This is a genomic window from Stenotrophomonas sp. YJH_SMC_14-1 (genome assembly GCF_059372275.1).
The window spans coordinates 1-23506 of the sequence record NZ_JCAFVK010000015.1; the positions used below are offsets into that span (position 1 = coordinate 1).

25 protein-coding genes are annotated in these 23506 nt (G+C 67.1%); 24 read left to right on the forward strand and 1 reads right to left on the reverse strand.

The window, feature by feature from the left end; all coding sequences use genetic code 11:
• The 24 genes from AC5P9P_RS19915 to AC5P9P_RS20030 all read left to right on the forward strand — a co-directional run.
• Positions 1–904: flagellin (locus AC5P9P_RS19915; protein WP_495233056.1), on the forward strand; the 904-nt coding region annotated here is incomplete at its 5' end.
• Positions 905–1344: 440 nt separating this feature from the next.
• Positions 1345–2763, forward strand: a complete 1419-nt coding sequence (gene fliD, locus AC5P9P_RS19920; protein ID WP_012480116.1) for a flagellar filament capping protein FliD — start codon at positions 1345–1347, stop codon at positions 2761–2763.
• Between the two features lie 128 nt (positions 2764–2891).
• Positions 2892–3308, forward strand: a complete 417-nt coding sequence (gene fliS / locus AC5P9P_RS19925) for a flagellar export chaperone FliS (protein WP_005409561.1) — start codon at positions 2892–2894, stop codon at positions 3306–3308.
• Positions 3305–3598: a hypothetical protein gene (locus AC5P9P_RS19930; protein ID WP_005413263.1), complete on the forward strand. Its 294-nt coding sequence runs from the start codon at positions 3305–3307 to the stop codon at positions 3596–3598. Before fliS ends, AC5P9P_RS19930 begins: the two co-directional genes overlap by 4 nt.
• On the forward strand, positions 3595–4173 hold the full coding sequence (locus tag AC5P9P_RS19935; protein ID WP_005413262.1) for a PilZ domain-containing protein: 579 nt from the start codon (positions 3595–3597) through the stop codon (positions 4171–4173). The genes AC5P9P_RS19930 and AC5P9P_RS19935 overlap by 4 nt, the downstream gene beginning before the upstream one ends.
• A gap of 92 nt (positions 4174–4265) precedes the next feature.
• Positions 4266–4898: a response regulator gene (locus tag AC5P9P_RS19940; RefSeq protein WP_005413261.1), complete on the forward strand. Its 633-nt coding sequence runs from the start codon at positions 4266–4268 to the stop codon at positions 4896–4898.
• Between the two features lie 405 nt (positions 4899–5303).
• Positions 5304–6713, forward strand: coding sequence for an RNA polymerase factor sigma-54 (gene rpoN / locus AC5P9P_RS19945; RefSeq protein ID WP_288468586.1), 1410 nt, complete (start codon positions 5304–5306; stop codon positions 6711–6713).
• Between the two features lie 14 nt (positions 6714–6727).
• Positions 6728–7105: a response regulator gene (locus AC5P9P_RS19950; protein WP_033833134.1), complete on the forward strand. Its 378-nt coding sequence runs from the start codon at positions 6728–6730 to the stop codon at positions 7103–7105.
• Complete coding sequence (locus AC5P9P_RS19955; RefSeq protein ID WP_495233057.1) at positions 7102–8607, forward strand: sigma-54 dependent transcriptional regulator; 1506 nt, start codon at positions 7102–7104, stop codon at positions 8605–8607. The genes AC5P9P_RS19950 and AC5P9P_RS19955 overlap by 4 nt, the downstream gene beginning before the upstream one ends.
• A 725-nt stretch (positions 8608–9332) precedes the next feature.
• Positions 9333–9698 (forward strand): flagellar hook-basal body complex protein FliE, encoded by a 366-nt coding sequence (fliE, locus tag AC5P9P_RS19960; protein WP_005409552.1) that lies wholly within the window; start codon positions 9333–9335, stop codon positions 9696–9698.
• Between the two features lie 13 nt (positions 9699–9711).
• Entirely contained in the window at positions 9712–11358 is a 1647-nt protein-coding gene (gene fliF / locus AC5P9P_RS19965) for a flagellar basal-body MS-ring/collar protein FliF (RefSeq protein WP_033833132.1), read from the forward strand.
• 7 nt (positions 11359–11365) lie between these two features.
• Positions 11366–12352 (forward strand): flagellar motor switch protein FliG, encoded by a 987-nt coding sequence (fliG, locus tag AC5P9P_RS19970; RefSeq protein WP_024958226.1) that lies wholly within the window; start codon positions 11366–11368, stop codon positions 12350–12352.
• On the forward strand, positions 12349–12990 hold the full coding sequence (locus tag AC5P9P_RS19975; protein WP_005409549.1) for a FliH/SctL family protein: 642 nt from the start codon (positions 12349–12351) through the stop codon (positions 12988–12990). The genes fliG and AC5P9P_RS19975 overlap by 4 nt, the downstream gene beginning before the upstream one ends.
• The gene (locus tag AC5P9P_RS19980; protein WP_005413257.1) at positions 12987–14372 is read left to right on the forward strand and encodes a FliI/YscN family ATPase; all 1386 of its coding nucleotides are present in this window, start codon (positions 12987–12989) and stop codon (positions 14370–14372) included. The genes AC5P9P_RS19975 and AC5P9P_RS19980 overlap by 4 nt, the downstream gene beginning before the upstream one ends.
• 3 nt (positions 14373–14375) lie before the next feature.
• On the forward strand, positions 14376–14843 hold the full coding sequence (fliJ, locus tag AC5P9P_RS19985) for a flagellar export protein FliJ (RefSeq protein WP_495233058.1): 468 nt from the start codon (positions 14376–14378) through the stop codon (positions 14841–14843).
• A complete protein-coding gene (locus AC5P9P_RS19990; protein WP_495233059.1) occupies positions 14843–15985 on the forward strand; it encodes a flagellar hook-length control protein FliK in 1143 nt (380 codons plus the stop codon). Before fliJ ends, AC5P9P_RS19990 begins: the two co-directional genes overlap by 1 nt.
• A gap of 222 nt (positions 15986–16207) precedes the next feature.
• Positions 16208–16723, forward strand: a complete 516-nt coding sequence (locus tag AC5P9P_RS19995) for a flagellar basal body-associated FliL family protein (RefSeq protein ID WP_012480107.1) — start codon at positions 16208–16210, stop codon at positions 16721–16723.
• Between the two features lie 10 nt (positions 16724–16733).
• Positions 16734–17738 (forward strand): flagellar motor switch protein FliM, encoded by a 1005-nt coding sequence (gene fliM, locus AC5P9P_RS20000; protein WP_005409544.1) that lies wholly within the window; start codon positions 16734–16736, stop codon positions 17736–17738.
• Entirely contained in the window at positions 17735–18070 is a 336-nt protein-coding gene (fliN, locus tag AC5P9P_RS20005; protein ID WP_005409543.1) for a flagellar motor switch protein FliN, read from the forward strand. Before fliM ends, fliN begins: the two co-directional genes overlap by 4 nt.
• Positions 18067–18486 (forward strand): flagellar biosynthetic protein FliO, encoded by a 420-nt coding sequence (gene fliO / locus AC5P9P_RS20010; protein ID WP_005409542.1) that lies wholly within the window; start codon positions 18067–18069, stop codon positions 18484–18486. Before fliN ends, fliO begins: the two co-directional genes overlap by 4 nt.
• A gap of 1 nt (position 18487) precedes the next feature.
• Complete coding sequence (fliP, locus tag AC5P9P_RS20015) at positions 18488–19267, forward strand: flagellar type III secretion system pore protein FliP (RefSeq protein ID WP_005409541.1); 780 nt, start codon at positions 18488–18490, stop codon at positions 19265–19267.
• An 82-nt stretch (positions 19268–19349) separates the two neighbouring features.
• A complete protein-coding gene (locus AC5P9P_RS20020; protein WP_005413254.1) occupies positions 19350–19619 on the forward strand; it encodes a flagellar biosynthetic protein FliQ in 270 nt (89 codons plus the stop codon).
• A 13-nt stretch (positions 19620–19632) separates the two neighbouring features.
• Complete coding sequence (fliR, locus tag AC5P9P_RS20025; protein ID WP_005409539.1) at positions 19633–20424, forward strand: flagellar biosynthetic protein FliR; 792 nt, start codon at positions 19633–19635, stop codon at positions 20422–20424.
• Between the two features lie 164 nt (positions 20425–20588).
• Entirely contained in the window at positions 20589–22724 is a 2136-nt protein-coding gene (locus tag AC5P9P_RS20030; RefSeq protein WP_111188682.1) for a putative bifunctional diguanylate cyclase/phosphodiesterase, read from the forward strand.
• A 292-nt stretch (positions 22725–23016) separates the two neighbouring features.
• On the opposite strand, the gene AC5P9P_RS20035 is transcribed toward AC5P9P_RS20030, so the two are convergent.
• Positions 23017–23436, reverse strand: a complete 420-nt coding sequence (locus AC5P9P_RS20035) for a hypothetical protein (RefSeq protein ID WP_235643019.1) — start codon at positions 23434–23436, stop codon at positions 23017–23019.
• Positions 23437–23506: the final 70 nt, after the last annotated feature.

The window sequence follows — 23506 nt, forward strand, 5'->3', positions numbered from 1 at the left end:
CAGCGACCGCAAGGCCCTGCAGGCCGAAGTGACCCAGCTGGTCAGCGAAATCGACCGCGTCGCCAAGCAGTCGGACTTCAACGGCACAAAGCTGCTGGACGGCTCGTTCTCCAGCCAGCTGTTCCAGGTCGGCGCCAATGCGGGCCAGGCCATTGCCATCGACAAGACCATCGATGCCAAGGCAAATGCCCTGGGTGGTGCGATGTTCGATTCGGTCAGCTTCACCATCGCCGCTCCGGCAGACGGCGCAACCGGCGTGAAGGTCAGCGGCATGACCATCACCAACGGCGCAGGTTCGGCAATCAGCATCGCCGACATCGACGTGGCCGCCCAGGGCGGTGCCGATGGCACCAAGACCCAGGACGCCGCCACCAAGGCCATGGTCGCTGCGATCAATGCCAAGATCGGTGAGACCGGCGTCCTGGCCGAGGTCGACGCTGCCGGTGGTGGCAAGATCAACCTGAGCTCGGTCAAGGACAGCGTCGACAAGAATGGCGCCTTCCTCGGTATCGCCGTGGAAACCGGCACCTGGACCGGCATCGCCACCGGCCCGGCCGACATCACCGCCAGCACCACCGCAGTGGCCAAGAGCTTCGCCGACAAGATCGACGTGTCCACCGTGAAGGGCGCGCAGCAGGCGATGGAAGTGGTCGACAAGGCCCTGGGTGCGATCAACAGCACCCGCGCCGACCTCGGTGCGATCCAGAACCGCTTCACCTCGGTCGTCGCCAACCTGCAGACCTCGTCGGAAAACCTGTCGGCGTCGCGCAGCCGCATCAAGGACACCGACTTCGCCAAGGAAACCGCAGAACTGACCCGCACCCAGATCCTGCAGCAGGCCGGTACGGCCATGCTGGCCCAGGCCAACCAGGTGCCGCAGGGCGTGCTCAGCCTGCTGCGCTGATCCACGGCAAGAAGGCGCCGCTACCGTCGGGTCGAACCGACGGTAGCGGCAACCGGGAAGCCACGATGCACGAAGGCGCGGGCCATGCCCGGCCCGGGATCACTCCCGAACCGGCTTGGCATCGCCCGCTCCTGCGGACCTCTCTTTCAGCGCTGTACCTTTGACTGTACGTACCGGGCGGCTTCGTCTCCCCCCGATTGTCAGTAGCCTGATCCCTCCCCTGCATTGGGGGAGGGCTTTTTGCAGACTCCCGGCAGCCCGCGGTGAACCTACCCGCACCCTGCCCCAGCCTTCCTGCAACCCGCGTGCCAGAACCTGCGCCAGACCATTGGCACGGCACGTGCATCAACGAAGTCCTCAAGACCCAGCGGCGCAGGCCGCTATTTTCGTTGACGACGGGCCACCGCACGACGGCCAGGCCCGGATACCAGGAGAATCACATGGCAAGCTTTGGATACGGTGGCATTGGCTCGGGGCTCAACATCTCGGACATCGTCAACCAGCTGGTCGCGGCCGACCGCAAGCCCGCCGACAACGCGCTGAACCTGCAGCAGTCCAAGGCCAAGATGCAGCTGTCGTCGATCGGCACCGTCACTGCGGCCTTCGACAAGCTGAAGACCGCGCTGACCGCACTGAAGGCCACCACCGCCTTCGATACCCGCACCGTGACCGCCACCGGCAAGGCGCAACCCGCCAACACCGACGACGTGCTGACGGCCTCGGTGGCACTGTACGACCTTGGCACGACCAAGGCAGCAGCCTCCAATGGCACCCACCAGGTGGAGGTGAAATCCCTTGCCACCGCACACAAGCTGATTGCCAATACCTCGGTAGGGAAGACCGACACCTTCGGCGCCGGAACCTTGACGCTGACCGTTGGCGTCGGCGACAAGGCAAAGACGATGAAGGTCGAGGTGGAAGCCGGCGATACGCTGACCACCGTGCGCAACAAGATCGACGCCGCAGGCCGCAAGGAAGGCGTGCAGGCGACCCTGATCGCCTCGGGCGACAACCAGTACCTGTCGATTGCCCAGGAAAAGACCGGCGCCGCCAATGCCATCAAGCTCGAATACGGCGGCAGCGACCCGAAACTGACCGCACTGGTGGGCAGCCTCCAGGAAAACACCGCGGCAGCCGATGCCGAGCTGACCATCGATGGCGTCACGGTGGTCAGCGCCAGCAACACCGTGGCCGACGCCGTGCCGGGGTTGACCCTGAACCTCAAGGTCAAGGGCAAGAGCACCGTCGTGATCAGCACCGATACCACTGCAGCCACCAAGGTGATGCAGGAGTTCGTGACCGCCTACAACGCAGCAATCGCGGCGATCAACACCGAGACCAAGTACGACGCCAAGACCAAGGAAGCCGCCACGCTGACCGGCGACGCGCAGATGCGTGGTGCCTCCAGCCAGTTGCGCTCGGTGATGTCGGGCGTGCTGAAGGAACTGTCCGCCGATGGCCTGGACCCGAAAACGCTGGGACTGCAGACGCGTGGCTACCCCAACGCCGACGGCAGCCTGGTGCTGGACGCCACCAAGTTTGCCGCCGCGCTGGCCAGTCAGCCCGAGAAGATCCGCTCGGCAATCACCGGTGACACCGGCGGTGCCGGCACGCTCTACACCATGGTCGACGGCTACGTCAGCACCACGGTCGGCAAGGAAGGCGCCTTCGTCGCCCGCACCAAGGGCCTCAACACCACGCTGGACAACATCGACAAGCGCCGCAAGGACCTCGACACGCGCATGAAGAACGTGGAAGAGCGCTACAAGAAGCAGTTCATCGCGTTGGACAGCCTGATGGGCAAGTTGCAGCAGAGCAATACGTCGCTGCAGCAGCAGCTGGCACAGCTGAACCGCTAAAGGACTGCGTGCAACGCTCAAGTTTGGCGTGCAACGCACCGATAACGGACGCAACAGCAATCAACGCCGCACCGCCGGCAGCGGTCCCCACGACCGTCCGGCGGCACCCCGCGCAAGGAGAATCACGAATGTACGGTTCCAGCCGTCAATATGCCGAGCAGTACCGCCAGGTGGGAGTGACCAGTGCGGTCGCCGATGCCGATCCGCACAAGCTGGTGGCGATGCTGCTGGCCGGCGCGCTGGAGCGCGTGCGGCGCGCCCTGGCCAGCCTCGAGCGTGGCGACCAGGCCGGCAAGGGCAAGGCGATCGGCGAGGTCTGCGCGATCGTCGGCCACCTCAATGGCTCGCTGGATCATGAGGCTGGCGGTGAAATCGCCGGGAACCTGTCGGCACTCTACGACTACGTGCTGCAGCGCCTGACCGAGGCCAACCTGCACAACGACCGTGCCGCCCTCGATGAATCCCTGCAGTTGCTGGGCGAGATCGACAGCGCCTGGAATGCAATCCCACAGGAACAGCGCCGCCCGGCCGCGGTGGCGCCATGAGCCTGCACGAACTGCACGCCCAGCTGGACGCCTTCGAAAAGGCCCTGGGCGAAGACGCCCTCGACCAGGCCGACAGCCTGCTCGACGGTCACGACAGCACGCTGCATGCCCTGCTCAGCCAGCCGCTGACCTCGGACGACCACGCACCGCTCAGTGCGCTGTTCGAGCGCCAGCAGAACCTGCTGGGCCTGCTGCGCCAGCGTCGCGATGCGGTGGCAGCACTGATGAATGACGGCCAGCGCTCTCTTCGCGCGGCCCATGCCTACCTGCAGGCAGAATCGCTGGCATGACCCAACTGCCGACAACGTCGCTGCACCATCCCGCCGAAAGCGAGCTGTTCGACGAAACGCTCAGCTGCGAGCTGGCACTGCCCGCCGAATTCCAGGCAGGCAGTGGCACCGGCCGTACCGGCAGTGCCGAGGGCCTGCTGCGCAGCCTGGCGCTGGTTGAAGACAGCCGCGTTGACGAGCATGACGACCGCAATGAAGCCAGCCTGCAACTGCAGCGGCTGGAGGCGAAGCTGGATCTGGCGATGGTGCTGCTTGGCCGCCTGGTCCGCCAGCAGGGCCAGGAACTGACCCTGCGCCCGGTGCGCTGGTCGCGCCGTGGCATCCGCCTGCAACTGGGCCCGCGCAGTGGCGCCAGCCCCGGCCAGGCGGGCCTGGTCCGTCTGCAGCCCAGTGATTGGCTGCCCGACCATATCGACCTGCCGGTAGAAGTGATTGCCGAAGCGGCCGATGGCGGCGGCGGCCACTATCTGTGGCTGCGCTTCCAGCGCCTTGGCGATGGCCTGGAAATGGCCATGGAGCGCCACCTGTTCCGCCTGCACCGGCGCCAGGTGGCCGAGGCACGCCGGGCGCGCTGAAACCTGCCACCATCACGCTTGGCGGGCAAGCCTTGGCGCGCCCGTTCAGCTAAGTTAAGGTGGACTCCCCTACACGGACCTGCTGCGTGCCTGTGCGAGTTCTCATCGTCGACGATCACACCCTGGTCCGCGCCGGCCTGGCGCGGCTGCTGCAGGGGTTTGCCGACGTGCAGCTGGTTGCAGAGGCCAGCAACGCCGAACAGGCGCTGCAGCTGGCCCTGCAGCACGCCCCCGACGTGGTCCTGATGGACCTGTCATTGCCTGGCCGTACGGGTCTGGAAGCGCTCAGCGATATCCGGCTGCGCGCGCCCGGTACCCGGGTTGTGATGATGACCATGCACGACGACGCCGCGCACGTGCGCGATGCCCTCGACCGCGGCGCGGTCGGGTTCGTGGTCAAGGATGCCGCGCCGCAGGAACTGGAGCTGGCGCTTCGCGCGGCGCATGCCGGCCAGGTGTTCCTGAGCCCGCAGATCTCCGCCAAGATGCTGGCACCGATGCTCGGCCGCGAGAAACCCACCGGCATCGCCGCGCTGTCGCCGCGCCAGCGCGAGATCCTGCGCCGCATCGGCAAGGGTGAGAGCAACAAGGAAATCGCCGCCGACCTCGGCATCAGCGTCAAGACAGTGGAAACCCACCGCGCACGCATGATGGAGTCACTGGGCTGCCGTCGCGCCAACGATCTGCTGCTGCTGGCCGCGCGCCACCAGCACGAGCTGGAGTGATCCAACCCCACCGTGGGCGTCGGGAAAATGCCGGGTAGAGTCGACTGCCAGTCGACTTGCGCGCGAAGCGCGCGGGCGTTTTTCGCTATCTGACCGGAGAGCAGTCGACTGGCAGTCGACTCTACCAACCCACGCCCGCCCACTTCACCGGCGTCGAATTCCCGTCATCCCGACACTCCCCGACAGGAATACGTACACGGCGCAGCCCGATCAATCCGGGCCTTGCACCGGAAATCAGCAACTTAGCGGAGCTCATCGTCAACATTCCGCGCCGCTGTAGGGAATACCCCTACACGCCGTCAGGAAATTCACGAAGCTCCTCAGGAACCCCCCGATTCCGCCACCGCCGGATCAAAAGCAAGATGCGTTCCACAAGGCGCCGGGGAGCGGCGCCGGGGAACCACGATGAAGGCTGCACTCTCGACCCAGCTGGGCCAACAACTTCACCTCACCCCGCAGCTGCTGCAGTCGATCCGGCTGCTGCAGCTTGATGGCCTGCACCTGGAACAGGAAATCCAGCGCCTGCTGGACTCCAATCCCCTGCTGGAAATCGAAGAACCCGAAGCACCGGCCGCCGACGCCACCGACGTTGCCACCGCGACACTGGAAACTGCCGCGTTCGACGAGCTGCCCGAGTCGTCGATGTGGGACGTGGCCGGCGCCAGCTGGCAGGACGGCGACGACGACCGCATGGCGCGCATCGCCGCCGGCGAATCCACCGACCCGCAGCTGCGCGTGCTGCAGCGTCTGTCGCTGGACATGGATGATCGCCAGCTGGCAGTAGCCGCATTCTGGCTGGACCACTGCGACGAGGCTGGCTACCTGCAGGCGCCACTGGGCCAGCTGCAGCTGCTGGCCAGCGCCCAGTTCGACATCGATGCCGACGGCGTCGAAGCCATCCGCCAGCAGCTGCTGCACGGTGACCCGGCCGGCATGGCCGCCCAGGACCTGCGCGAGGGCCTGCAGGCGCAGCTGCGCAGCCTGCACGGCGCGGTGCCTGCCCGCCACCTGGCCACGCGCATCCTGGACGGCGCGCTCGATGCGCTGGCCGCACATGATTACCCCGCCCTCGCCCGCCAGCACGACGCCGAGATCGACGATGTGCGCGAAGCGGTACGCCTGATCCTGTCGCTGCAGCCACGCCCAGGCGACAGCCTGCTGCCGGAACGCAATGCCGTTGTGGTTCCGGATGTGGTCGCCTGGCACGCCGATGGCCAGTGGAAAGTGGCATTGAACCCGGCCACCAGTCGCCGCGTCTCCATCAACAGCCAGTACGAACAGGCGCTGGCAGAGACCAGTGAGGCCGCCCCGGCACTGCGCGAGGCGCTGCAGGAAGCTCGCTGGTTCAGCCGCGGCCTGTCGATGCGCTACGACACCCTGCTGCGCACCGCGCGGGTGATCGTCGAGCGCCAGGCCGCGTTCCTGGTGCGTGGCGAGGAAGCCATGGCACCGCTGACCCTGAAGGAAGTGGCCGAGGAAATCGGCATGCACGAGTCCACCGTCTCGCGCATCACCACCGGCAAGTTCCTGCAGACCCCGCGCGGCACCTTCGAACTGAAGCACTTCTTCGCCGTCCGACTGGAAGGCGCCAGCGTCTCCGGGCAGGCGGTCAAGGCCATGGTCCGCCGCCTGATCGACGCCGAACCGGCCGGTCGGCCACTGGCCGATGAGGCGATCGCCGGCCTGTTGTCACGCCAGGGGGTGAACATTGCCCGCCGAACCGTCGCAAAATACCGGGAACAACTGGACATCGCCCCGGCCCGTGAACGGCGCCGGCTCGGCGCCAGGCAACCACAGCTGGCCCGGGTGGGCTGAAAAGGATGTTGGACATGAACAAGCTTACCGTCCTGCTGGTCGATGACCACGAGGGCTTCATCAACGCGGCAATGCGCCACTTCCGCAAGATCGACTGGCTGCAGATCGTCGGCAGCGCCGGCAACGGCCTGGAAGCGATCGAGCGTTCGGAAACGTTGCGCCCGCAGGTCGTATTGATGGATCTGGCAATGCCTGAGATGGGCGGCCTGCAGGCCACCCGCCTGATCAAGTCGCAGGACGACGCACCGTACATCGTGATCGCCAGCCACTTCGACGACGCCGAGCACCGCGAGCACGCGCTGCGTGCCGGTGCCGACAATTTCGTCAGCAAGCTGTCCTACATCCAGGAAGTCATGCCGATCCTGGAAGGCCTCAGGGAGGAACGGTCGTGAGCGAATCGCGCATCCTTGTGCTGGACAACGACGCCGTGCGTGCAGAGCGCACCGTTGCCCTGCTGGAGTTCATGGACTTCAACCCGCGCTGGGTCTCCGACGCGGCCGACTTCGATCTGGGCCGGCAGCGCCAGAACGATTGGATGGCAGTGATCGTCGGCAGCCTGGACGACAACGCCGCCAGCACCGCACTCTACAACTGGCTGGGCGGCAGCAGCCTGCCACCGCCGGTACTGCTGGCCGACGGTGATGCCGCAGCCTTCGCGCAGCAGCACGGCCTGCACGAAGCCAACATCTGGCCACTGGAGACGCCGCTGCGCCACGCGCAGATGGAAGCGCTGCTGCGCCGCGCCAGCCTCAAGCGCCTGGATGCCGAGCACCAGGCCGGCGCCGCGCAGGACCAGGGGCCGACCGGCAACGGCCCGGCGGTCACTGCGCTGCGCACCATGATCGAGCAGGTCGCCGCGTTCGACACCACCGTGCTGGTGCTGGGTGAGTCCGGCACCGGCAAGGAAGTGGTTTCGCGCGCCATCCACCAGCGCTCGCCGCGCCGTGATGGCCCGTTCGTGGCGATCAACTGCGGCGCCATTCCGGCCGACCTGCTGGAAAGCGAACTGTTCGGTCACGAAAAGGGTGCCTTCACCGGCGCATTGACCGCCCGCAAGGGTCGTTTCGAAATGGCCGAGGGCGGCACCCTGCTGCTGGACGAAATTGGCGACATGAGCCTGCCGATGCAGGTGAAGCTGCTGCGCGTGCTGCAGGAACGCAGCTTCGAGCGCGTCGGTGGCAACCAGACCATCCGCTGCAACGTACGTGTCGTGGCCGCGACCCACCGTGATCTGGAAACGCGGATTGCCGAAGGCAAGTTCCGTGAGGATCTGTTCTACCGCCTCAACGTGTTCCCGATTGAAGTACCCGCGCTGCGCGAGCGTCGCGAGGACCTGCCGGCACTGGTGGAAACCATCGCCGCACAGCTGGCGCGAACCGGCCGTGGCGAAGTGCGCTTCACCCCGGAAGCCCTGCAGGCACTGGCCGGCTACGAGTGGCCGGGCAACGTGCGCGAGCTGACCAACCTGGTCGAGCGCCTGGCCGTGCTGCATCCGGGTGGATCGGTGCGCGTACAGGACCTGCCGGCCCGCTACCGTGGCGATGCCGCGCTGGCCGCCGTCGCTACGCCGGCGCCGGCACAGGCCGCCACCAGCGAAGAGCGACTGGACCTGCGCAGCTTCTCGTTCCACACGCCCGGCAGCGGCAACCAGCCGGCGCTGGAGCACGGCATCGCCGTCAATCGCCCGGCGGCACCGGCCGCCCTGCCCGACGAAGGCATGGACCTGCGCAACCACATGGCCAACATCGAACTGGGCCTGATCAACGAAGCACTGGAACGCACCCAGGGCGTGGTCGCCCACGCCGCCCAGCTGCTCGGCCTGCGCCGCACCACCCTGGTGGAAAAGCTGCGCAAGTACGGCATCGAACGCGAGCAGGCCGAACTGGCCGGCTGACGCGCGCTACCAGCATGAAGGGGGCACGAACGCCTGGGCTTGCCCGGGCGTTGGTGTTTCTGGCGCCGCTGCACGACGTCAGTAGATCCACGTCATGCGTGGATAGGGACCGTGGCCGCGCGCTGACAACGCCGCGCATCTGCACGAATTCCTACAGACAACGTTGCCGCGTTCCGGAGGATGGAGTGGGACCTCCCAACGAGGCTCCACCATGCATCCCCTCACCCTGCTCGCCGCCCTGCTCTGCCCCGGCATTGTCACCGCCACCGGCTGCACCCTGCCCGCCACGCTCGACCAGCGCCAGAATTCCGGCCGCTGGATCCTGCAGCCCCAGGCCAGAAAACCGACGCCGGTTAAATGGCGCCACCAATGGGGTCAGATCCCGTGCCGACCAACGGTCGGCACCCACCATCAGCAGCAGGTTCCAACAGATCGCGGCCACCTGTCTAAGGCGGGGTGGGTCCGGTTGCGGGGGCGTGAGCGCCATGGATGGCGCGACCGAGCCTCCATGGACGGATTTACGGCGTCCCCCGTAACCGGACCCACCCCGCCACCCCACGGATAGCCCGATTTTGACGTTGATGTTGACGTGGCGTCGGCGGGTGCAGGGCGCAGCCCTGCCAGCACCCCCAACCCTCACTTCACTGAATCGAAAACCGGTTTCGGCACGGCACTTGCACTGGCTACAGCAGACAACCCCATCCCTGTTTCTGGAACCGTTGCAGATGTCCCACTCCGTCACTTCGATCCTTTCGCAGATCCGCTCCTATCAGACCCAGATGGGACAGCCGGCGCTCAACCCGCTGGGCGAAACGCCTCGCAGCAACGCCCTGCCGGGCACGGTGCTGGATGCACCGCAGGCCCAGCCGGCCAGCTTCACCGAAACCCTGCGTGGTGCGATTGCCGGCGTCAACGATGCGCAACAGAAATCCGGCGCCCTCGCCAAGGCCTTCGAAATGGGCGACCCCAGCGCCGACCTCGCCAAGGTGATGGTCGCCTCGCAGCAGTCCCAGATCGCCTTCCGCGCCACCGTGGAAGTCCGCAACCGTCTCGTCCAGGCTTACCAGGACGTGATGAACATGCCGCTGTAAGGAATAGAGACGCATGGCACTGACGCTCTCCAAGGACAGCCTGAACGCCGAAAAGGCCGGGCAATGGTTCGACCGCCTGCAGAGCCTGCAGATCACCCGTCGGCTGGGCCTGATGGCGATGATCGCGGTGGCGGTGGCGGCAGGCCTGTCCGTGTTCTTCTGGTCGCAGAAGCCGGGCATGGTCCCGCTGTACACCGGCCTGGACCAGAAGGCGACCGCTGAAGCGACCGACCTGCTGCGCGCCGCGCAGATTCCGTTCGCACTCGACCCGGCCACCGGTGGCATCACCGTGCCTGAAAAGAACCTGCACGATGCCCGCCTGAAGCTGGCCGGCTCGGGCCTGACCGATAGCGGCAAGCTCGGCTTCGAGCTCATGGAACGCGACCCGGGCTTCGGCGTCAGCCAGTTCGTGGAAAGCGCGCGTTACCAGCATGCGCTGGAAACCGAGCTGTCGCGCACCATCAACACGCTGCGCCCGGTGCGCGATTCGCGCGTGCACCTGGCCATTCCCAAGCCCAGCGCCTTCACCCGCCAGCGTGACGTAGCCAGTGCCTCGGTCACCCTGGAACTGCGTGGTGGCCAGCAGCTGGAACGCAGCCAGGTCGATGCCATCGTGCACATGGTTGCGGCCAGCATCCCGGATCTCGCGCCGGAGCGGGTGACCGTGGTCGACCAGAGTGGGCGCATGCTCAGCATCACCGACCCGAACAGCGAAGCGGCGGTCAACGCTGCCCAGTTCGAGCAGGTGCGCCGCCAGGAAACCTCGTTCAACCAGCGCATCCGCGAGCTGCTGGAACCGATGACCGGCCCTGGCCGGGTCAACCCGGAAGTGAGCGTGGACATGGATTTCTCGGTGACCGAGGAGGCCCGCGAGCTCTACAACGGTGAGCCGCAGAAGCTGCGCAGCGAGCAGATGAGCGAGAACACCACCAGCACCCCTGGCCCGCAGGGTGTGCCGGGTGCCACCAGCAACAGCCCGCCGGGCCAGCAGGCTGCACCGGCCACCGCGCAGACGCCGACCGAAAGCAGCAAGAACGCCACCCGCAACTACGAGCTGGACCGCACCCTGCAGCACACCCGCCAGCCGGCAGGCCGCATCAAGCGCGTCTCGGTGGCGGTGCTGGTGGACAACGTGCCGCGCGCCGGCGCCAACGGCAAGATGAGCCCGCAGCCGCTGTCGGCCGCCGAACTGACCCGCGTCGAAGCGCTGGTCAAGCAGGCCGTCGGCTTCAACGCCGAGCGTGGCGATACCGTGTCGGTGATGAATGCCCCGTTCGTGCGGGATACCACGCCGGTCGAAGGGCCGGCCTGGTGGGAACTGCCGTGGGTGCACGATGCCGGCCGCATGCTGCTCGGCGCGGTGGTGGTGCTGGCGCTGCTGTTCGGTGTGCTGCGCCCGGCACTGCGTGCGATCACCGGCCAGAACAGGAAGAACGACGAACCGGCACTGGAACCGCATACCGCGGATGTGCAGCTGGTCGATGACGATGGCATGCCGCTGCCGGCGCTGGGCGCCGACCGGGCCAGCCTGGCCGGACCAGACGCACTGGCCCTGCCGGTGGATTCTTATGAGGAACGACTGCGGATGGCGCGTGAAGCCGTGAAGACCGACTCCAAGCGCGTGGCCCAGGTGGTCAAGGGCTGGGTGGCCAATGACTGAGGCACAACTGACCGGCGTACAGCGCGCGGCCGTGCTGCTGCTGTCCCTGGGTGAGCTGGATGCAGCCGAAGTGCTGCGCCACATGGAACCCAAGGAGGTGCAGAAGATCGGCATCGCCATGGCCACCATGACCGACATCACCCGCGAGCAGGTGGAACGGGTGATGGACCAGTTCGGCCAGGAGCTGGGCTCGAAGACCTCGCTGGGCGTGGGCTCTGACGACTACATCCGCAACATGCTGGTGCAGGCGCTGGGCAGCGAGAAGGCCGGCAACCTGATCGACCGCATCCTGCTCGGCCGCAACACCACCGGCCTGGACGCGCTGAAGTGGATGGACCCGCGTGCGGTGGCCGACCTGGTGCGCAACGAGCACCCGCAGATCATCGCCATCGTGATGGCGCACCTGGAGACCGACCAGGCCGCCGACGCGCTGAAGCTGCTGCCGGACCGTACCCGCGTGGACGTGCTGCTGCGCATCGCCACCCTCGACGGCATTCCGCCGAACGCGCTCAATGAACTCAACGAGATCATGGAGCGCCAGTTCGCCGGCAACCAGAACCTGAAATCGTCCAACATCGGCGGCGTGCAGTGCGCGGCCAACATCCTGAACTTCATGGACAGCGGCCAGGACCAGGCGATCCTGGGCGAAATCGCCCGCATCGATGCGCCGTTGAGCAACCGCATCCAGGACCTGATGTTCGTGTTCGACGATCTGGTCGACCTGGATGACCGCGAAATGCAGCTGGTGCTGCGCGAAGTGAGCGGCGAGCGCCTGGGCCTGGCCCTGCGCGGTGCCGACATCAAGGTGCGCGACAAGATCACCCGCAACATGTCGCAGCGCGCGGCCGAAATCCTGCTGGAAGACATGGAAGCCCGTGGCCCGGTGCGCCTGTCCGACGTGGAAGGCGCACAGCGCGAGATCCTGGCCATCGTCAAGCGCATGGCCGATGAAGGCACCGTCACCATCGGTGGCAGCGCGGAGGCCATGCTGTGAGCAACGTCGTGCGCTGGCTTGCCCCGGACCTGCTGGCCCAGCCCGAACCGGTGCTGGAGCAGGAGGATGCGTTCGAACTCACCGAGCCGGACCCGGAACACGAGCCGGAGCCGCCGCTGCAGCTGCCGACCCTGGAGGAGATCCAGGCCATCCAGGACAGCGCCGAGAAGGAAGGCTTCCAGCACGGCCATGCCGAAGGTTACGGCCAGGGCCAGGCCGAAGTGCGTCGCCTCGCCGCGCAGATCGAAGGCATCCTCGACAACTTCAGCCGCCCCCTGGTGCGGCTGGAGAACGAAGTGGTCGGCGCACTGGGCGAACTGGCGGTACGCATCGCCGGTGCGCTGGTCGGCCGCGCCTACGAAGCTGACCCGGCACTGCTGGCACAGCTGGTCGGTGAGGCCATCGACGCGGTGGGTGGCAGCACCCGCGAGGTCGAAGTGCGACTGCACCCCGACGACATCGCCGCCCTCGCCCCGCTGTTGAGCCTGCCGCCACAACAGCGCCTGGTGCCAGACACCAGCCTCAGCCGCGGCGATCTTCGCGTGCACGCCGAAGCCGTGCGCATCGACGGCACCCTGGAAGCCCGCCTGCGCGGCGCGCTGGACGCGGTGATCCGCCAGACCGGAGCCAATGCATGAACCCCGATCCGCAGCCGACGCCGCCACCGGCCGACTGGGCCATGGCCCGCAACCTGCGCCTGGCCCGTCGCCTCGATGGACTGCGCGTGGATACCGCCCATGGCCGTGGCCTGATCCGCGAAGGCGTGCTGCGCCGCGCGGTCGGACTGACCCTGGAAGCCGTCGGCTGCGAGGCGCCGCTGGGGGCCAGCTGCAAGGTGGAAGTGGTCGACGGCGGCTGGGTCGATGCCGAAGTGGTCGGCTTCGCCGGCGAGCGCACTTACCTGATGCCCAGTGCCGAGCTGCATGGCCTGTTGCCCAACGCCCGCGTGGTGCCATCGGCGCGCCGCGGTGGCGTGGAAGTGGGCGAAGGCCTGCTTGGCCGCGTCATCGACAGCGATGGCGTGCCGCTGGACGGCAAGGGCCCGATCCGCGCCGAAGGCCATGTCGGCATGGCCGGCGTTTCGATCAATCCGCTGGCGCGTGAACCGATCACCCAGCCGCTGGACGTCGGCGTGCGCGCGATCAACGCGCTGCTGCCGATCGGCCGCGGCCAGCGTGTCGGCCTGTTCGCCGGCTCCGGCGTCGGCAAGTCGACCCTGCTGGGCATGATGACCCGCTACACCGCCGCCGACGTGATCGTGGTCGGCCTGATCGGTGAACGTGGCCGCGAAGTGCGCGATTTCGTCGAGACCACGCTGGGCGAGGAAGGCCTGCGCCGCGCCGTGGTAGTGGCCAGTCCCGCCGACCGGCCGCCGCTGGCGCGCCTGCACGGTGCCTACCGCGCTACCGCCATCGCCGAATGGTTCCGCGACCAGGGACTGAACGTGCTGCTGCTGATGGACTCGCTGACCCGCTTTGCCCAGGCACAGCGCGAGATCGGCCTGTCGGTGGGCGAGCCGCCGACCACCCGCGGCTACCCGCCGTCGGTGTTCGCCAAGCTGCCGGCACTGGTCGAACGCGCCGGCAATGGCGCCAAGGGCCGTGGCTCGATCACTGCGTTCTACACGGTGCTGACCGAGGGCGATGATCCGCAGGACCCGATCGCCGATGCGGCGCGCGCGATCCTCGACGGCCACATCCTGCTCTCGCGGCGCGTGGCCGACAGCGGCCTGTACCCGGCCATCGACGTCGAATCGTCGGTCAGCCGCGTGGTCACGGAAATCGCCGACGAGCCGTGGCGCCTGCGCATCCGCAAGTTGAAGCGACTGGTCTCGGCCTACTCGGCCAACCGTGACCTGATCGCCATCGGTGCCTACCAGCGCGGCAATGACGCGGCCACCGACGAAGCCCTGGAGCGCTGGCCGGAAATCATGGAGTTCCTCGGCCAGGACGTTGCCAAGGCCGCAGATCTCCCGCACAGCCAGGCGGCGCTGCAGCGCCTGGTGGAACAAGAGAGTTAAGCCATGAACCAGTCCAAGCGCATTGATCCCCTGCTCAAGCGGGCCCAGGAACACGAGGACGCGGTTGCCCGCGACCTTGCCGAACGCCAGCGCGTGCTCGATACCCATCTATCGCGACTGGACGAACTGCGCCGCTACGCCGAGGAGTACGCCAACGCTCAGATGGCCGCCACCAGCCCGGCGCAGCTGCTGAACCGACGCGCCTTCCTCGACCGGTTGGACAGTGCCGTTGAACAGCAGCAGGCCACGGTCAATGGCAACCGCGAAAAGGTGGAAGCCGAGCGCGCCCGGCTGATCCTGGCCAGCCGTGACAAGGCCGTGCTGGAACAGCTGGCCGCGAGCTACCGCGCGCAGGAAAAAGTGGTGACCGACCGCCGCGACCAGCGCGATATGGACGATATCGGTGCGCGCCGCGCGCGCCTGGTCCAGGCCGAAGACCAGGACGGCACCGAGCAGGGAGGTCGCTCGTGATGCCCTCCCCACTCGCCGGCAGCGCCAACCCTGCCACGCCGGCCACCAGCAACAGTAAGGCGCGCGCCCCGCGCAGCGAAGGCGGAAAGGACTTCAGCCAGCTGCTGCAGGACGGCGCGCCGTCTGCACCCGGCCCTGCCGGCAGCGCCACCACGCCGTCGCCATCCACGACGAGCCAGCCGTCGACCACTGACAGCAGTGGCCAGGCACCAGGCGAACGCAGCGACGCCGAAGCGATAACTGCTGAAGCGCCGCCGCCAGCGCCCGTTGCCGTGACCCCGGCTGCACCCGCTACCGACAAGGACAAGCCCGCCGCGACCGAAGACGCCCCTTGGCCGCCGCTCGGTCTGGCCGGCCTGGTGCTGGCGATGCCGACGACCGTGGATGCGGCCGCTGCCCTGCCGACCACCGCTGCACCGTCGCAGGCCAGCGACGGCAGCGCACTGCCCGTTGCCCCTGCCGCGAATCCGGCACTGCCTGCAACTGCCCCAGCAGCGGCCGCCGCAGCGACGGCCGACGGCAAACCGGCGGCGACCAGCGCGCTGCCACTGCCGGAGATGATCCTGCCCGGCAAGCGCAGCGAGCGCGGCGAAGGCAGTGACGTGGCCGCCGTTGGCGACCGCGCCAGTGCACCACTGCTGCATGCACCGGCGGGGGCCGCCGTACAGGACCTGAAGGCGGCGCTCGCCACCGGCAACGCGATCTTCAATGGCGAACCCACGCCCAAGCCCGTGCTGGGTGACGACGGCTTCGACCAGGCCATTGGCGCACGCCTGGGCTGGCTGGCCGACCAGAAAATCGGACACGCCCACATCCGCCTGAGCCCGGACGACATGGGCCCGGTCGACGTGCGCCTGCAGTTGAACGGCGACAAGGTGCATGCCAGCTTCAGCAGCCCGCACGTGGACGTGCGACAGGCTCTGGAAAGCAGCCTGCCGCGCCTGCGCGAGCTGCTGGGCGAACAGGGCTTCCAGCTGGCACACGCTGATGTTGGCCACCAGGCCCCGGGGGGCGACGGCAATGCGTCGGGAGCATATGGCAACGGTGGGACCGCCGGTGACGGAGAACCGTCGCCGGGCGACACCAACGTGTCGTCCGCACAGTTGATCCGCCAGCGCGGGTTGCTGGACGCCTACGCCTGACAGGCGTGCCAACCAAGGTTGGCACCCACCAGAGCGGGGCGGTTGGCACCCACCAGGGCACCGGGGCAATGGAGCCGCACCGGCCAGTATCGCGTTGGTGGGTGCGGAGCTTGCTCCGCACGGCCCCACCGCCCCCCGACGGAATTCCGTCGCACCCCTCTGCCCCGCCTTCGGCACACCCCTTGCATATCCCGGTGAAGCAACCCTCAGGAGCTTCACCCCGTGGCCGCAGCCGCTGACAAAACCAAGAAGACCGCCGAGAAGGACAAGGCCGCCAAGCCGCGCAGTCCGATCCTGATCACCGCACTGGTGGCCGTACTGGCCGCCGCTGCCGCCGGTGGCGGCGTCTGGTTCTTCACCCAGTCCAAGCACGAAGACAAGGCCGCGCAGGCCCCGAAGAAGACCACGACCCCGGCACCGGCCCAGTATTTCGCGCTGGACCCGGCCTTCGTGGTCAACCTCAACGGCCCGGTCGATGGCCCGCGCTACCTGCAGCTGGAAGTGCAGCTGATGACCCGTGACCCGGCTGCGCTGGAAGCTATCAAGACCCATGCACCCGCCATCCGCGCACGCCTGCTGATGCTGTTCTCGCAGGTCAGCCCGGACCAGATCGCCGATGTCGCCGGCAAGCAGAAGCTGCAGGCTGCGTCGCTGGCCGAAGTGCAGAAAGTGCTCAAGGCCGAGACCGGCAGCAATGGTGCCGACGACCTGCTGTTCACCAGCTTCGTGACCCAGTAAGGGCCCACCGATGAATGATCTGTTGTCCCAGGACGAGATCGATGCCCTGCTCCACGGCGTGGACAGTGGCGCGGTCGAAACCGATCCGGAACCGCCGTCAGGCGAAGCGCGCTCGTACGACTTCGCCAGCCAGGACCGCATCATCCGCGGTCGCATGCCAACCCTGGAAATGGTCCACGAGCGTTTCGCGCGCCTGTGGCGGATCGGCCTGTTCAACCTGATCCGCCGCTCGGCCGAGCTGTCGGTGCGCGGCATCGAGCTGATCAAGTTCAACGACTACATGCACTCGCTGTATGTGCCGACCAACCTGAACCTGATCCGCTTCAAGCCGCTGCGCGGTACCGGCCTGATCGTGTTCGAGCCGACCCTGGTGTTCGCCATCGTCGACAACTTCTTCGGTGGCGACGGGCGCTACCCCACCCGCATCGAAGGCCGCGAGTTCACCGCCACCGAAATGCGGGTGATCCACCTGCTGCTGAAGCAGACCTTCGCCGACCTGCGCGAGGCCTGGGCGCCGGTGATGGACGTCGACTTCGAGTACATCAACTCGGAGATCAACCCGCACTTCGCCAACATCGTGACGCCACGCGAATACGTCGTGGTGTGCCGCCTGCACGTCGAACTCGATGGCGGCGGTGGCGACATCCACGTCACCCTGCCGTATTCGATGCTGGAGCCGATCCGCGAGCTGCTCGACGCCGGCATCCAGAGCGACCGCAACGACCGCGACGAGAGCTGGGGCAAGACCCTGCGTGAACAGCTCAACATCGCCGAAGTCACCCTGTCCAGCGTACTGGCCAGCAAGCGCATGACCCTGCGTGACCTGACCCAGCTGAAGGTCGGCGACATCCTGCCGATCGAGCTGAGCCCGCAGGTGCCGGTGTGCGTGGAGAACATCCCGGTGTTCACCGGCGAGTTCGGCATCGCCAACGGCATGAACGCCGTGAAGATCACCGCTACCCATCCGCCGGGCACCCGCCCGCGCGTACCCGTCATCCAGGAAGACCCGCAATGAACGATATCGACGCCCTCGAACCCACTCCGGCCCAGTTCAGCAGCCTGCAGGCCGATGAGGCGAACGGCCCGGACCTGAACCTGGACGTGATCCTCGACGTACCGGTGACCCTGTCGCTGGAAGTCGGTCGCGCGCGCCTGCCGATCCGCAACCTGCTGCAGCTCAACCAGGGTTCGGTGGTGGAACTGGAACGTGGTGCCGGCGAGTCGCTGGATGTGTTCGTCAACGGCACCCTGATCGCCCATGGCGAAGTGGTGGTGATCAATGACCGCTTCGGCGTGCGCCTGACCGATGTGGTCAGCCCGAGCGAGCGGATCCGGAGACTGCGTTGAGCCTGCTGGCCTCCACCCTGCTGGCGGTCGGCAAGACCGCCGCTCCGGCCGGCCCGCAGATCGGCCAGCACGCAGCCGCCGCACCGAGCCTGTTCGGCGCGGTGCTGGCGCTGCTGGCAGTGCTGGCGCTGGTCATCGGCCTCGGCTGGCTGCTCAAGCGCCTGCCCGGCAGTGGTTTCCGCCCGGCCGAAGGCATGAAGGTGGTGGCCAGCCTGAGTGTCGGTGCCAAGGAGCGCGTGGTGGTGGTCGAGGTCAACGGCCAGCAGCTGCTGCTGGGCGTCACCGCCGGCGGCATCAACACCCTGCACACCCTGCCCGAACCGCTGCCGCCGCCCGCGCCCGTGCGCGTGCCGGACTTCAAGAATCTTCCGAATTTCGCCCAGCTGCTGCAGCAGCGGCTGCGCAAGGACCCCTGACATGCGTGTCACCCGTACCCGTCTTGCCACCCTGATGCCGTGGCTGCTGATGCTCGCCCTGTGCCTGTTGCCGGCACTGGCCTTCGCTGCACCCGGCGCACCGACCACGCCACTGCCGGACATCAACGTCGGCAAGATCGGTGGTGCGCCGGTCAGCCTGCCGCTGCAGACCCTGCTGCTGATGACGGCGATCACCCTGATCCCGTCGATGTTGCTGGTGCTGACCTCGTTCACCCGCATCATCATCGTGCTGGGCCTGCTGCGCCAGGCGCTGGGTACCGGGCAGACGCCGTCCAACCAGGTGCTGCTGGGCCTGGCCCTGTTCCTCACCGCGATGGTGATGATGCCGACCTGGGACAAGGCCTGGAGCACCGGCATGGCGCCGTACCTCAATGGCGAGATCGACTTCCAGACCGCCTGGACGCTGACCACCACGCCGTTGCGCGGCTTCATGCTGGCGCAGATCCGGGAGACCGACCTGATGACCTTCGCCGGCATCGCCGGGCACGGCACCTACGCCAGCCCCGACGCGATCCCGTTCCCGGTGCTGGTCGCATCGTTCGTCACCAGCGAGCTGAAAACCGCTTTCGAGATCGGCTTCCTGATCTTCATCCCGTTCGTGATCATCGACCTGGTCGTGGCCAGCGTACTGATGTCGATGGGCATGATGATGCTGTCGCCGATGCTGGTGTCGGCACCGTTCAAGATCCTGCTGTTCGTGCTGGTGGATGGCTGGGTGCTGACCGTGGGTACGTTGGCGGCGAGCTTCAATCCGGCGTGATTGAGAGGCAGTCGGGCATGGCTCGACTCTACAGAAGCACAGTCGAGCGCGGCTCGACTCCACACAAGCAGATGGACCCCGAATGTCTCCCGAACTTGCCTTGACCGAACTGCGTGGCGGCCTGATCACCGTGTTGTGGGTGGCCGGCCCGCTGCTGCTCACCGTGCTGGTGGTGGGCGTGGTGGTGGGCGTGGTGCAGGCCGCGACCCAGCTCAACGAACCGACCATCGCCTTCGTTGCCAAGGCGGCGGCACTGACCGCGGTGCTGTTCGCGCTGGGCAGCCTGCTGATCGGCCACCTGGTTGAATTCACCACGCTGCTGTTCCAGCGCATTCCACACCTGATCGGCTAGGACACGCGCCTCGATGGACGCCGCCACCCAGATGGCTGCCGACGGCCTGCAGGCCTTCGGCATGATCGGCACCGTGCTGTGGACCATGCTGCGCATCGGCGCGGTGGCCATGGCCATGCCCATGGTCGGCACCCGCGCGGTGCCGGCACGGATCCGCGTGATCCTGGCCGGTACCCTTGCCATCGCGTTGGCACCGCTGCTGCCGCCGGTTCCGGACTGGACCGGCTTCGATGCTGCCACCGTACTGACCATCGCCCGCGAGCTGGCCATCGGCGTGTCCATCGGCTTCCTGCTGCGGCTGGTGTTCGAGGCCGGCGCGATGGCCGGCGAACTGATCGCCCAGGGCACCGGCCTGGCCTTCGCGCAGATGAGCGACCCGCTTCGTGGCGGCACCTCCGGCGTGATCGGGCAGTGGTTCTACCTGCTGTTCGGCCTGCTGTTCTTCACTGCCAACGGCCATCTGGCGCTGATCTCGCTGGTGGTGGACAGCTACCGGGCGCTGCCGATCGGCGCCCCGCTGCCGGACCCGCACGCCTTCTTCAGCATCGCTCCGACCTTCCTGCTGACCGTGCTGCGCGGCGCACTGACCCTAGCCATTCCACTGACCGTGGCGATGCTGGCGGTGAACCTGGCCTTCGGCGTGCTGGCGCGTGCAGCCCCGGCACTGAATCCGATCCAGCTGGGCCTGCCGGTCTCACTGCTGCTGGGTCTGTTCCTGCTGGCCCTGCTGGCCGGGGAAATGGGCCCGCCGGTACAGCGCCTGTTCGATGCCGCCTTCCAGGCTGCGGACGCGGTCACACACTGACCCGATCATCACGTTTTACTGCTTGCCCTTCCCCCGGGTCTGCGCGCTAGAGTGAATGCGCGGCAACCGGGGGGATGCCGCACGTGGCCGCCGCCCTGCGTCGGCCTGCCTCATGCATGCCCCACCGTGGTTTCCGTCGACAGGCAGGTCCGGGAGACTGACGAATGCTGGTAGGCACGTACAACCCGTGGCTGGTGGCGATCTCGTTGCTGGTTGCCGTGATGGCTTCATACACCGCGCTGGCGATGGCCGGGCGCACGGTCACCGCACCCGGCAAGGGTGCGGCCTGGTGGTGGCGTCTCGGTGGTGGCTTCGCCATGGGCCTAGGCATCTGGTCGATGCACTTCATCGGCATGCTCGCCTTCGACCTGCCCATTCCGCTCGGTTACGACCTGCCGATCACCCTGCTCTCCCTGGCCCTGGCCATCGCCTCATCGGTGTTCGCGCTGTGGCTGGTTTCGCTGCGCACCCTGCCGCACCCACGCCTGGCCGGCGGGGCATTGCTGATGGGTACCGGCATTGCCGGCATGCACTACGTCGGCATGGCGGCGATGCGCATGCAACCCGGCATCGACTATGACCCGGGCTGGCTGCTGTTCTCGCTGATCGTGGCGGTCGCCGCCTCATGGACTGCGTTGTATGTGGCCTTCCGCCTGCGCGCGCAGCGCACCCGTGTCGGCGACCGGCTGGCAGCCGCTGGCCTGCTCGGGCTGGCCATCGTTGGCATGCACTACACCGGCATGGCCGCCGCACGCTTTCCGGAAGGCAGCATCTGCGGCGCGGCGGTCGGCGATGGCCTGCAGAACGAGTGGCTGGCCATGCTGGTAGTGGTGCTGACGGTCGCGATCCTCGCGGTGGTGCTGGTGGTGTCCTGGCTGGACCAGCGGGTGGAGGCGCAGCTGCTGCGGCTGCGCAACTCCATGCTGAGCACCTCGCTGACCGATGCGCAGCAGGAACTGACCCAGGCCGCACTGCATGATCCGCTCACCCGCCTGCCCAACCGCCTGCTGTTGCAGCGCCGCATCGTGCAGGCACTGGCCGAGGCCGAACAGGGCGGCAGCCGCTTCGCGGTGATGTTCATGGACCTGGACGGCTTCAAGCAGGTCAACGATGCCTATGGCCACCAGGCGGGTGACGCATTGCTGGTGGCGGTGGCCGAGCGCACCCGCCAGCTGCTGCGCCCCCATGACATGCTGGCGCGCCTGGGCGGCGATGAGTTCGTGCTGGTGGTGCGCATCGAGCACGATGAGGATCTGCCAACCCTCGCCCGGCGCATCCTGCAGGCGATCGGCAGTGGACCGCTGCTGCCGGACAACGAACTGCAGGTAACCGCCAGCATCGGTGTGGCGATCTGCCCCGACCACGCCGCCAGCGAGCGGCAGCTGATGGCCTTTGCCGACGCGGCGATGTACCAGGCCAAGGAATCCGGGCGCAACGCCTTCGTGCTGTTCGCCGACTGGATGAATGACAGCGCCGAACAACAGTTCCGGCTGCTGGCCGACCTGCGCCGGGCCATCGGCAGCGAGCAGCTGTTCCTGCACTACCAGCCCAAGATCCGCGTGGCCACGCAGAAGGTGGCCGGTGCCGAAGCATTGATCCGCTGGCACCACCCGGAGCATGGCCTGATTCCGCCCGATCGGTTCATCCGCCTGGCCGAGCGCAGCGGCGCGATCAACGAGATCGGGCGCTGGGCGCTGGACCAGGCCTGCCTGCAGCTGCGGCGCTGGCACGATGCCGGTCACGAAGGCTGGTCGATGTCGGTGAACCTGTCGCCGGTGCAGTTCAGTTCGCCGCACCTGCTGCAGGATGTGCGCGCGGTGATCGAACGCCACAACATCGCCCCGCGCCACCTGGTGCTGGAAATCACCGAAAGCACGGTGATGCGCGATACCGACACCAGCCTGCGCCTGCTGCAGGCGCTGTCGGCGCTGGGCGTAGGCATCTCCATCGATGACTTCGGCACCGGCTATTCCAGCCTGCTGTACCTGAAGCGGCTGCCGGCTACCGAGATCAAGATCGACCATGCGTTCGTGCGCGACCTGGAACACAGTGCAGAGGACGTGGTGATCGTCTCGGCGATCGTGGCGCTGGGCCATGCGCTGGACATGGACATCGTCGCCGAGGGCGTGGAGACCGCCGCGCAGCGCGCCTACCTGGAGCGCCTGGGCTGCGACTTCCTGCAGGGCTACCTGCTCGGCCGCCCGGTCGATGCGGCGCGCTTCATGCAGCTGCACGACCTGCCCCGGCCGCGGATCGAGCTGAGCACCGGCTTCAAAGCGCCCGAAGGTGGGGGACGCTGAATCCACCTGGCGATGCAACAGGTGATGGCCTGCTGAGATGCGCTCGGCGCACCGACCTGATGGTCGGAGGGTGCGTTGGTTGTCTGCAAGAGTTCTGGACTCTTCTGCAGGAATACGAAATTCACGGTAACGTCGACGTTGCCATTTGCGTCATCCCTGGAGCGGCCAGGTCGAACGCTGACGTGCCGGCAAGCCATCCAGCTTCATCTTGGGGATGCTTCCTCCTACCAGTCACCCGATGCTCAACGAGCCCTGGCCTCCCATGCCGTTGTCGCGAGCAAGATCGTCCGCTTCAGCAGGGAGGGGTAATCCTCGAGTTGTCGGAGACGGCAAACGCGACTGACTGCAACCGCTGGCAAAGTGTTGAAAGCAGGGCCATGAACTCAGAATTGGCTGCCTCAGACCATGCTCGACCGAATCGAAGAGTAAGGTGTATGGAGCTCACCGGGTCTCCGTTCAGAGCGGACTCGAGCGAGTAGCGCTCACCATCCGAGAATGCACCTTGGACACATCCGGGGAACACCAACTCCAATGATGCGATTATGGCCTGGGGACATCCGATGTCCTGCACAGCCTCGACATTGGAGAGGTCTTCTTCACCGAGGTCTTCCAGCTTCAAAACGACTATGTCAAAGCTCATTGCTGCGATATCCCATCCTGCAACCCATTCAGCACCGCCCTTCTCTCTGCGTGTCTTGGCATCATGCCTCATGTAGCTGCTAGCTGCCCCCTGTACAGCAGCAGTTGAACGATCTTCCTCGCGCCCTCTGGATGCGATAGCG

What these genes read in the sequence shown, in the direction of transcription:
- fliD (WP_012480116.1), top strand. Translation starts at nt 1,345, where the DNA reads ATGGCAAGCTTTGGATACGGTGGCATTGGCTCGGGGCTCAACATCTCG.
- fliS (WP_005409561.1), top strand. Translation starts at nt 2,892, where the DNA reads ATGTACGGTTCCAGCCGTCAATATGCCGAGCAGTACCGCCAGGTGGGA.
- AC5P9P_RS19930 (WP_005413263.1), top strand. Translation starts at nt 3,305, where the DNA reads ATGAGCCTGCACGAACTGCACGCCCAGCTGGACGCCTTCGAAAAGGCC.
- AC5P9P_RS19935 (WP_005413262.1), top strand. Translation starts at nt 3,595, where the DNA reads ATGACCCAACTGCCGACAACGTCGCTGCACCATCCCGCCGAAAGCGAG.
- rpoN (WP_288468586.1), top strand. Translation starts at nt 5,304, where the DNA reads ATGAAGGCTGCACTCTCGACCCAGCTGGGCCAACAACTTCACCTCACC.
- AC5P9P_RS19950 (WP_033833134.1), top strand. Translation starts at nt 6,728, where the DNA reads ATGAACAAGCTTACCGTCCTGCTGGTCGATGACCACGAGGGCTTCATC.
- fliE (WP_005409552.1), top strand. Translation starts at nt 9,333, where the DNA reads ATGTCCCACTCCGTCACTTCGATCCTTTCGCAGATCCGCTCCTATCAG.
- fliF (WP_033833132.1), top strand. Translation starts at nt 9,712, where the DNA reads ATGGCACTGACGCTCTCCAAGGACAGCCTGAACGCCGAAAAGGCCGGG.
- AC5P9P_RS19980 (WP_005413257.1), top strand. Translation starts at nt 12,987, where the DNA reads ATGAACCCCGATCCGCAGCCGACGCCGCCACCGGCCGACTGGGCCATG.
- fliJ (WP_495233058.1), top strand. Translation starts at nt 14,376, where the DNA reads ATGAACCAGTCCAAGCGCATTGATCCCCTGCTCAAGCGGGCCCAGGAA.
- AC5P9P_RS19990 (WP_495233059.1), top strand. Translation starts at nt 14,843, where the DNA reads ATGCCCTCCCCACTCGCCGGCAGCGCCAACCCTGCCACGCCGGCCACC.
- fliM (WP_005409544.1), top strand. Translation starts at nt 16,734, where the DNA reads ATGAATGATCTGTTGTCCCAGGACGAGATCGATGCCCTGCTCCACGGC.
- fliN (WP_005409543.1), top strand. Translation starts at nt 17,735, where the DNA reads ATGAACGATATCGACGCCCTCGAACCCACTCCGGCCCAGTTCAGCAGC.
- fliP (WP_005409541.1), top strand. Translation starts at nt 18,488, where the DNA reads ATGCGTGTCACCCGTACCCGTCTTGCCACCCTGATGCCGTGGCTGCTG.
- AC5P9P_RS20020 (WP_005413254.1), top strand. Translation starts at nt 19,350, where the DNA reads ATGTCTCCCGAACTTGCCTTGACCGAACTGCGTGGCGGCCTGATCACC.
- fliR (WP_005409539.1), top strand. Translation starts at nt 19,633, where the DNA reads ATGGACGCCGCCACCCAGATGGCTGCCGACGGCCTGCAGGCCTTCGGC.
- AC5P9P_RS20030 (WP_111188682.1), top strand. Translation starts at nt 20,589, where the DNA reads ATGCTGGTAGGCACGTACAACCCGTGGCTGGTGGCGATCTCGTTGCTG.
- AC5P9P_RS20035 (WP_235643019.1), bottom strand. Translation starts at nt 23,436, where the DNA reads ATGAGGCATGATGCCAAGACACGCAGAGAGAAGGGCGGTGCTGAATGG.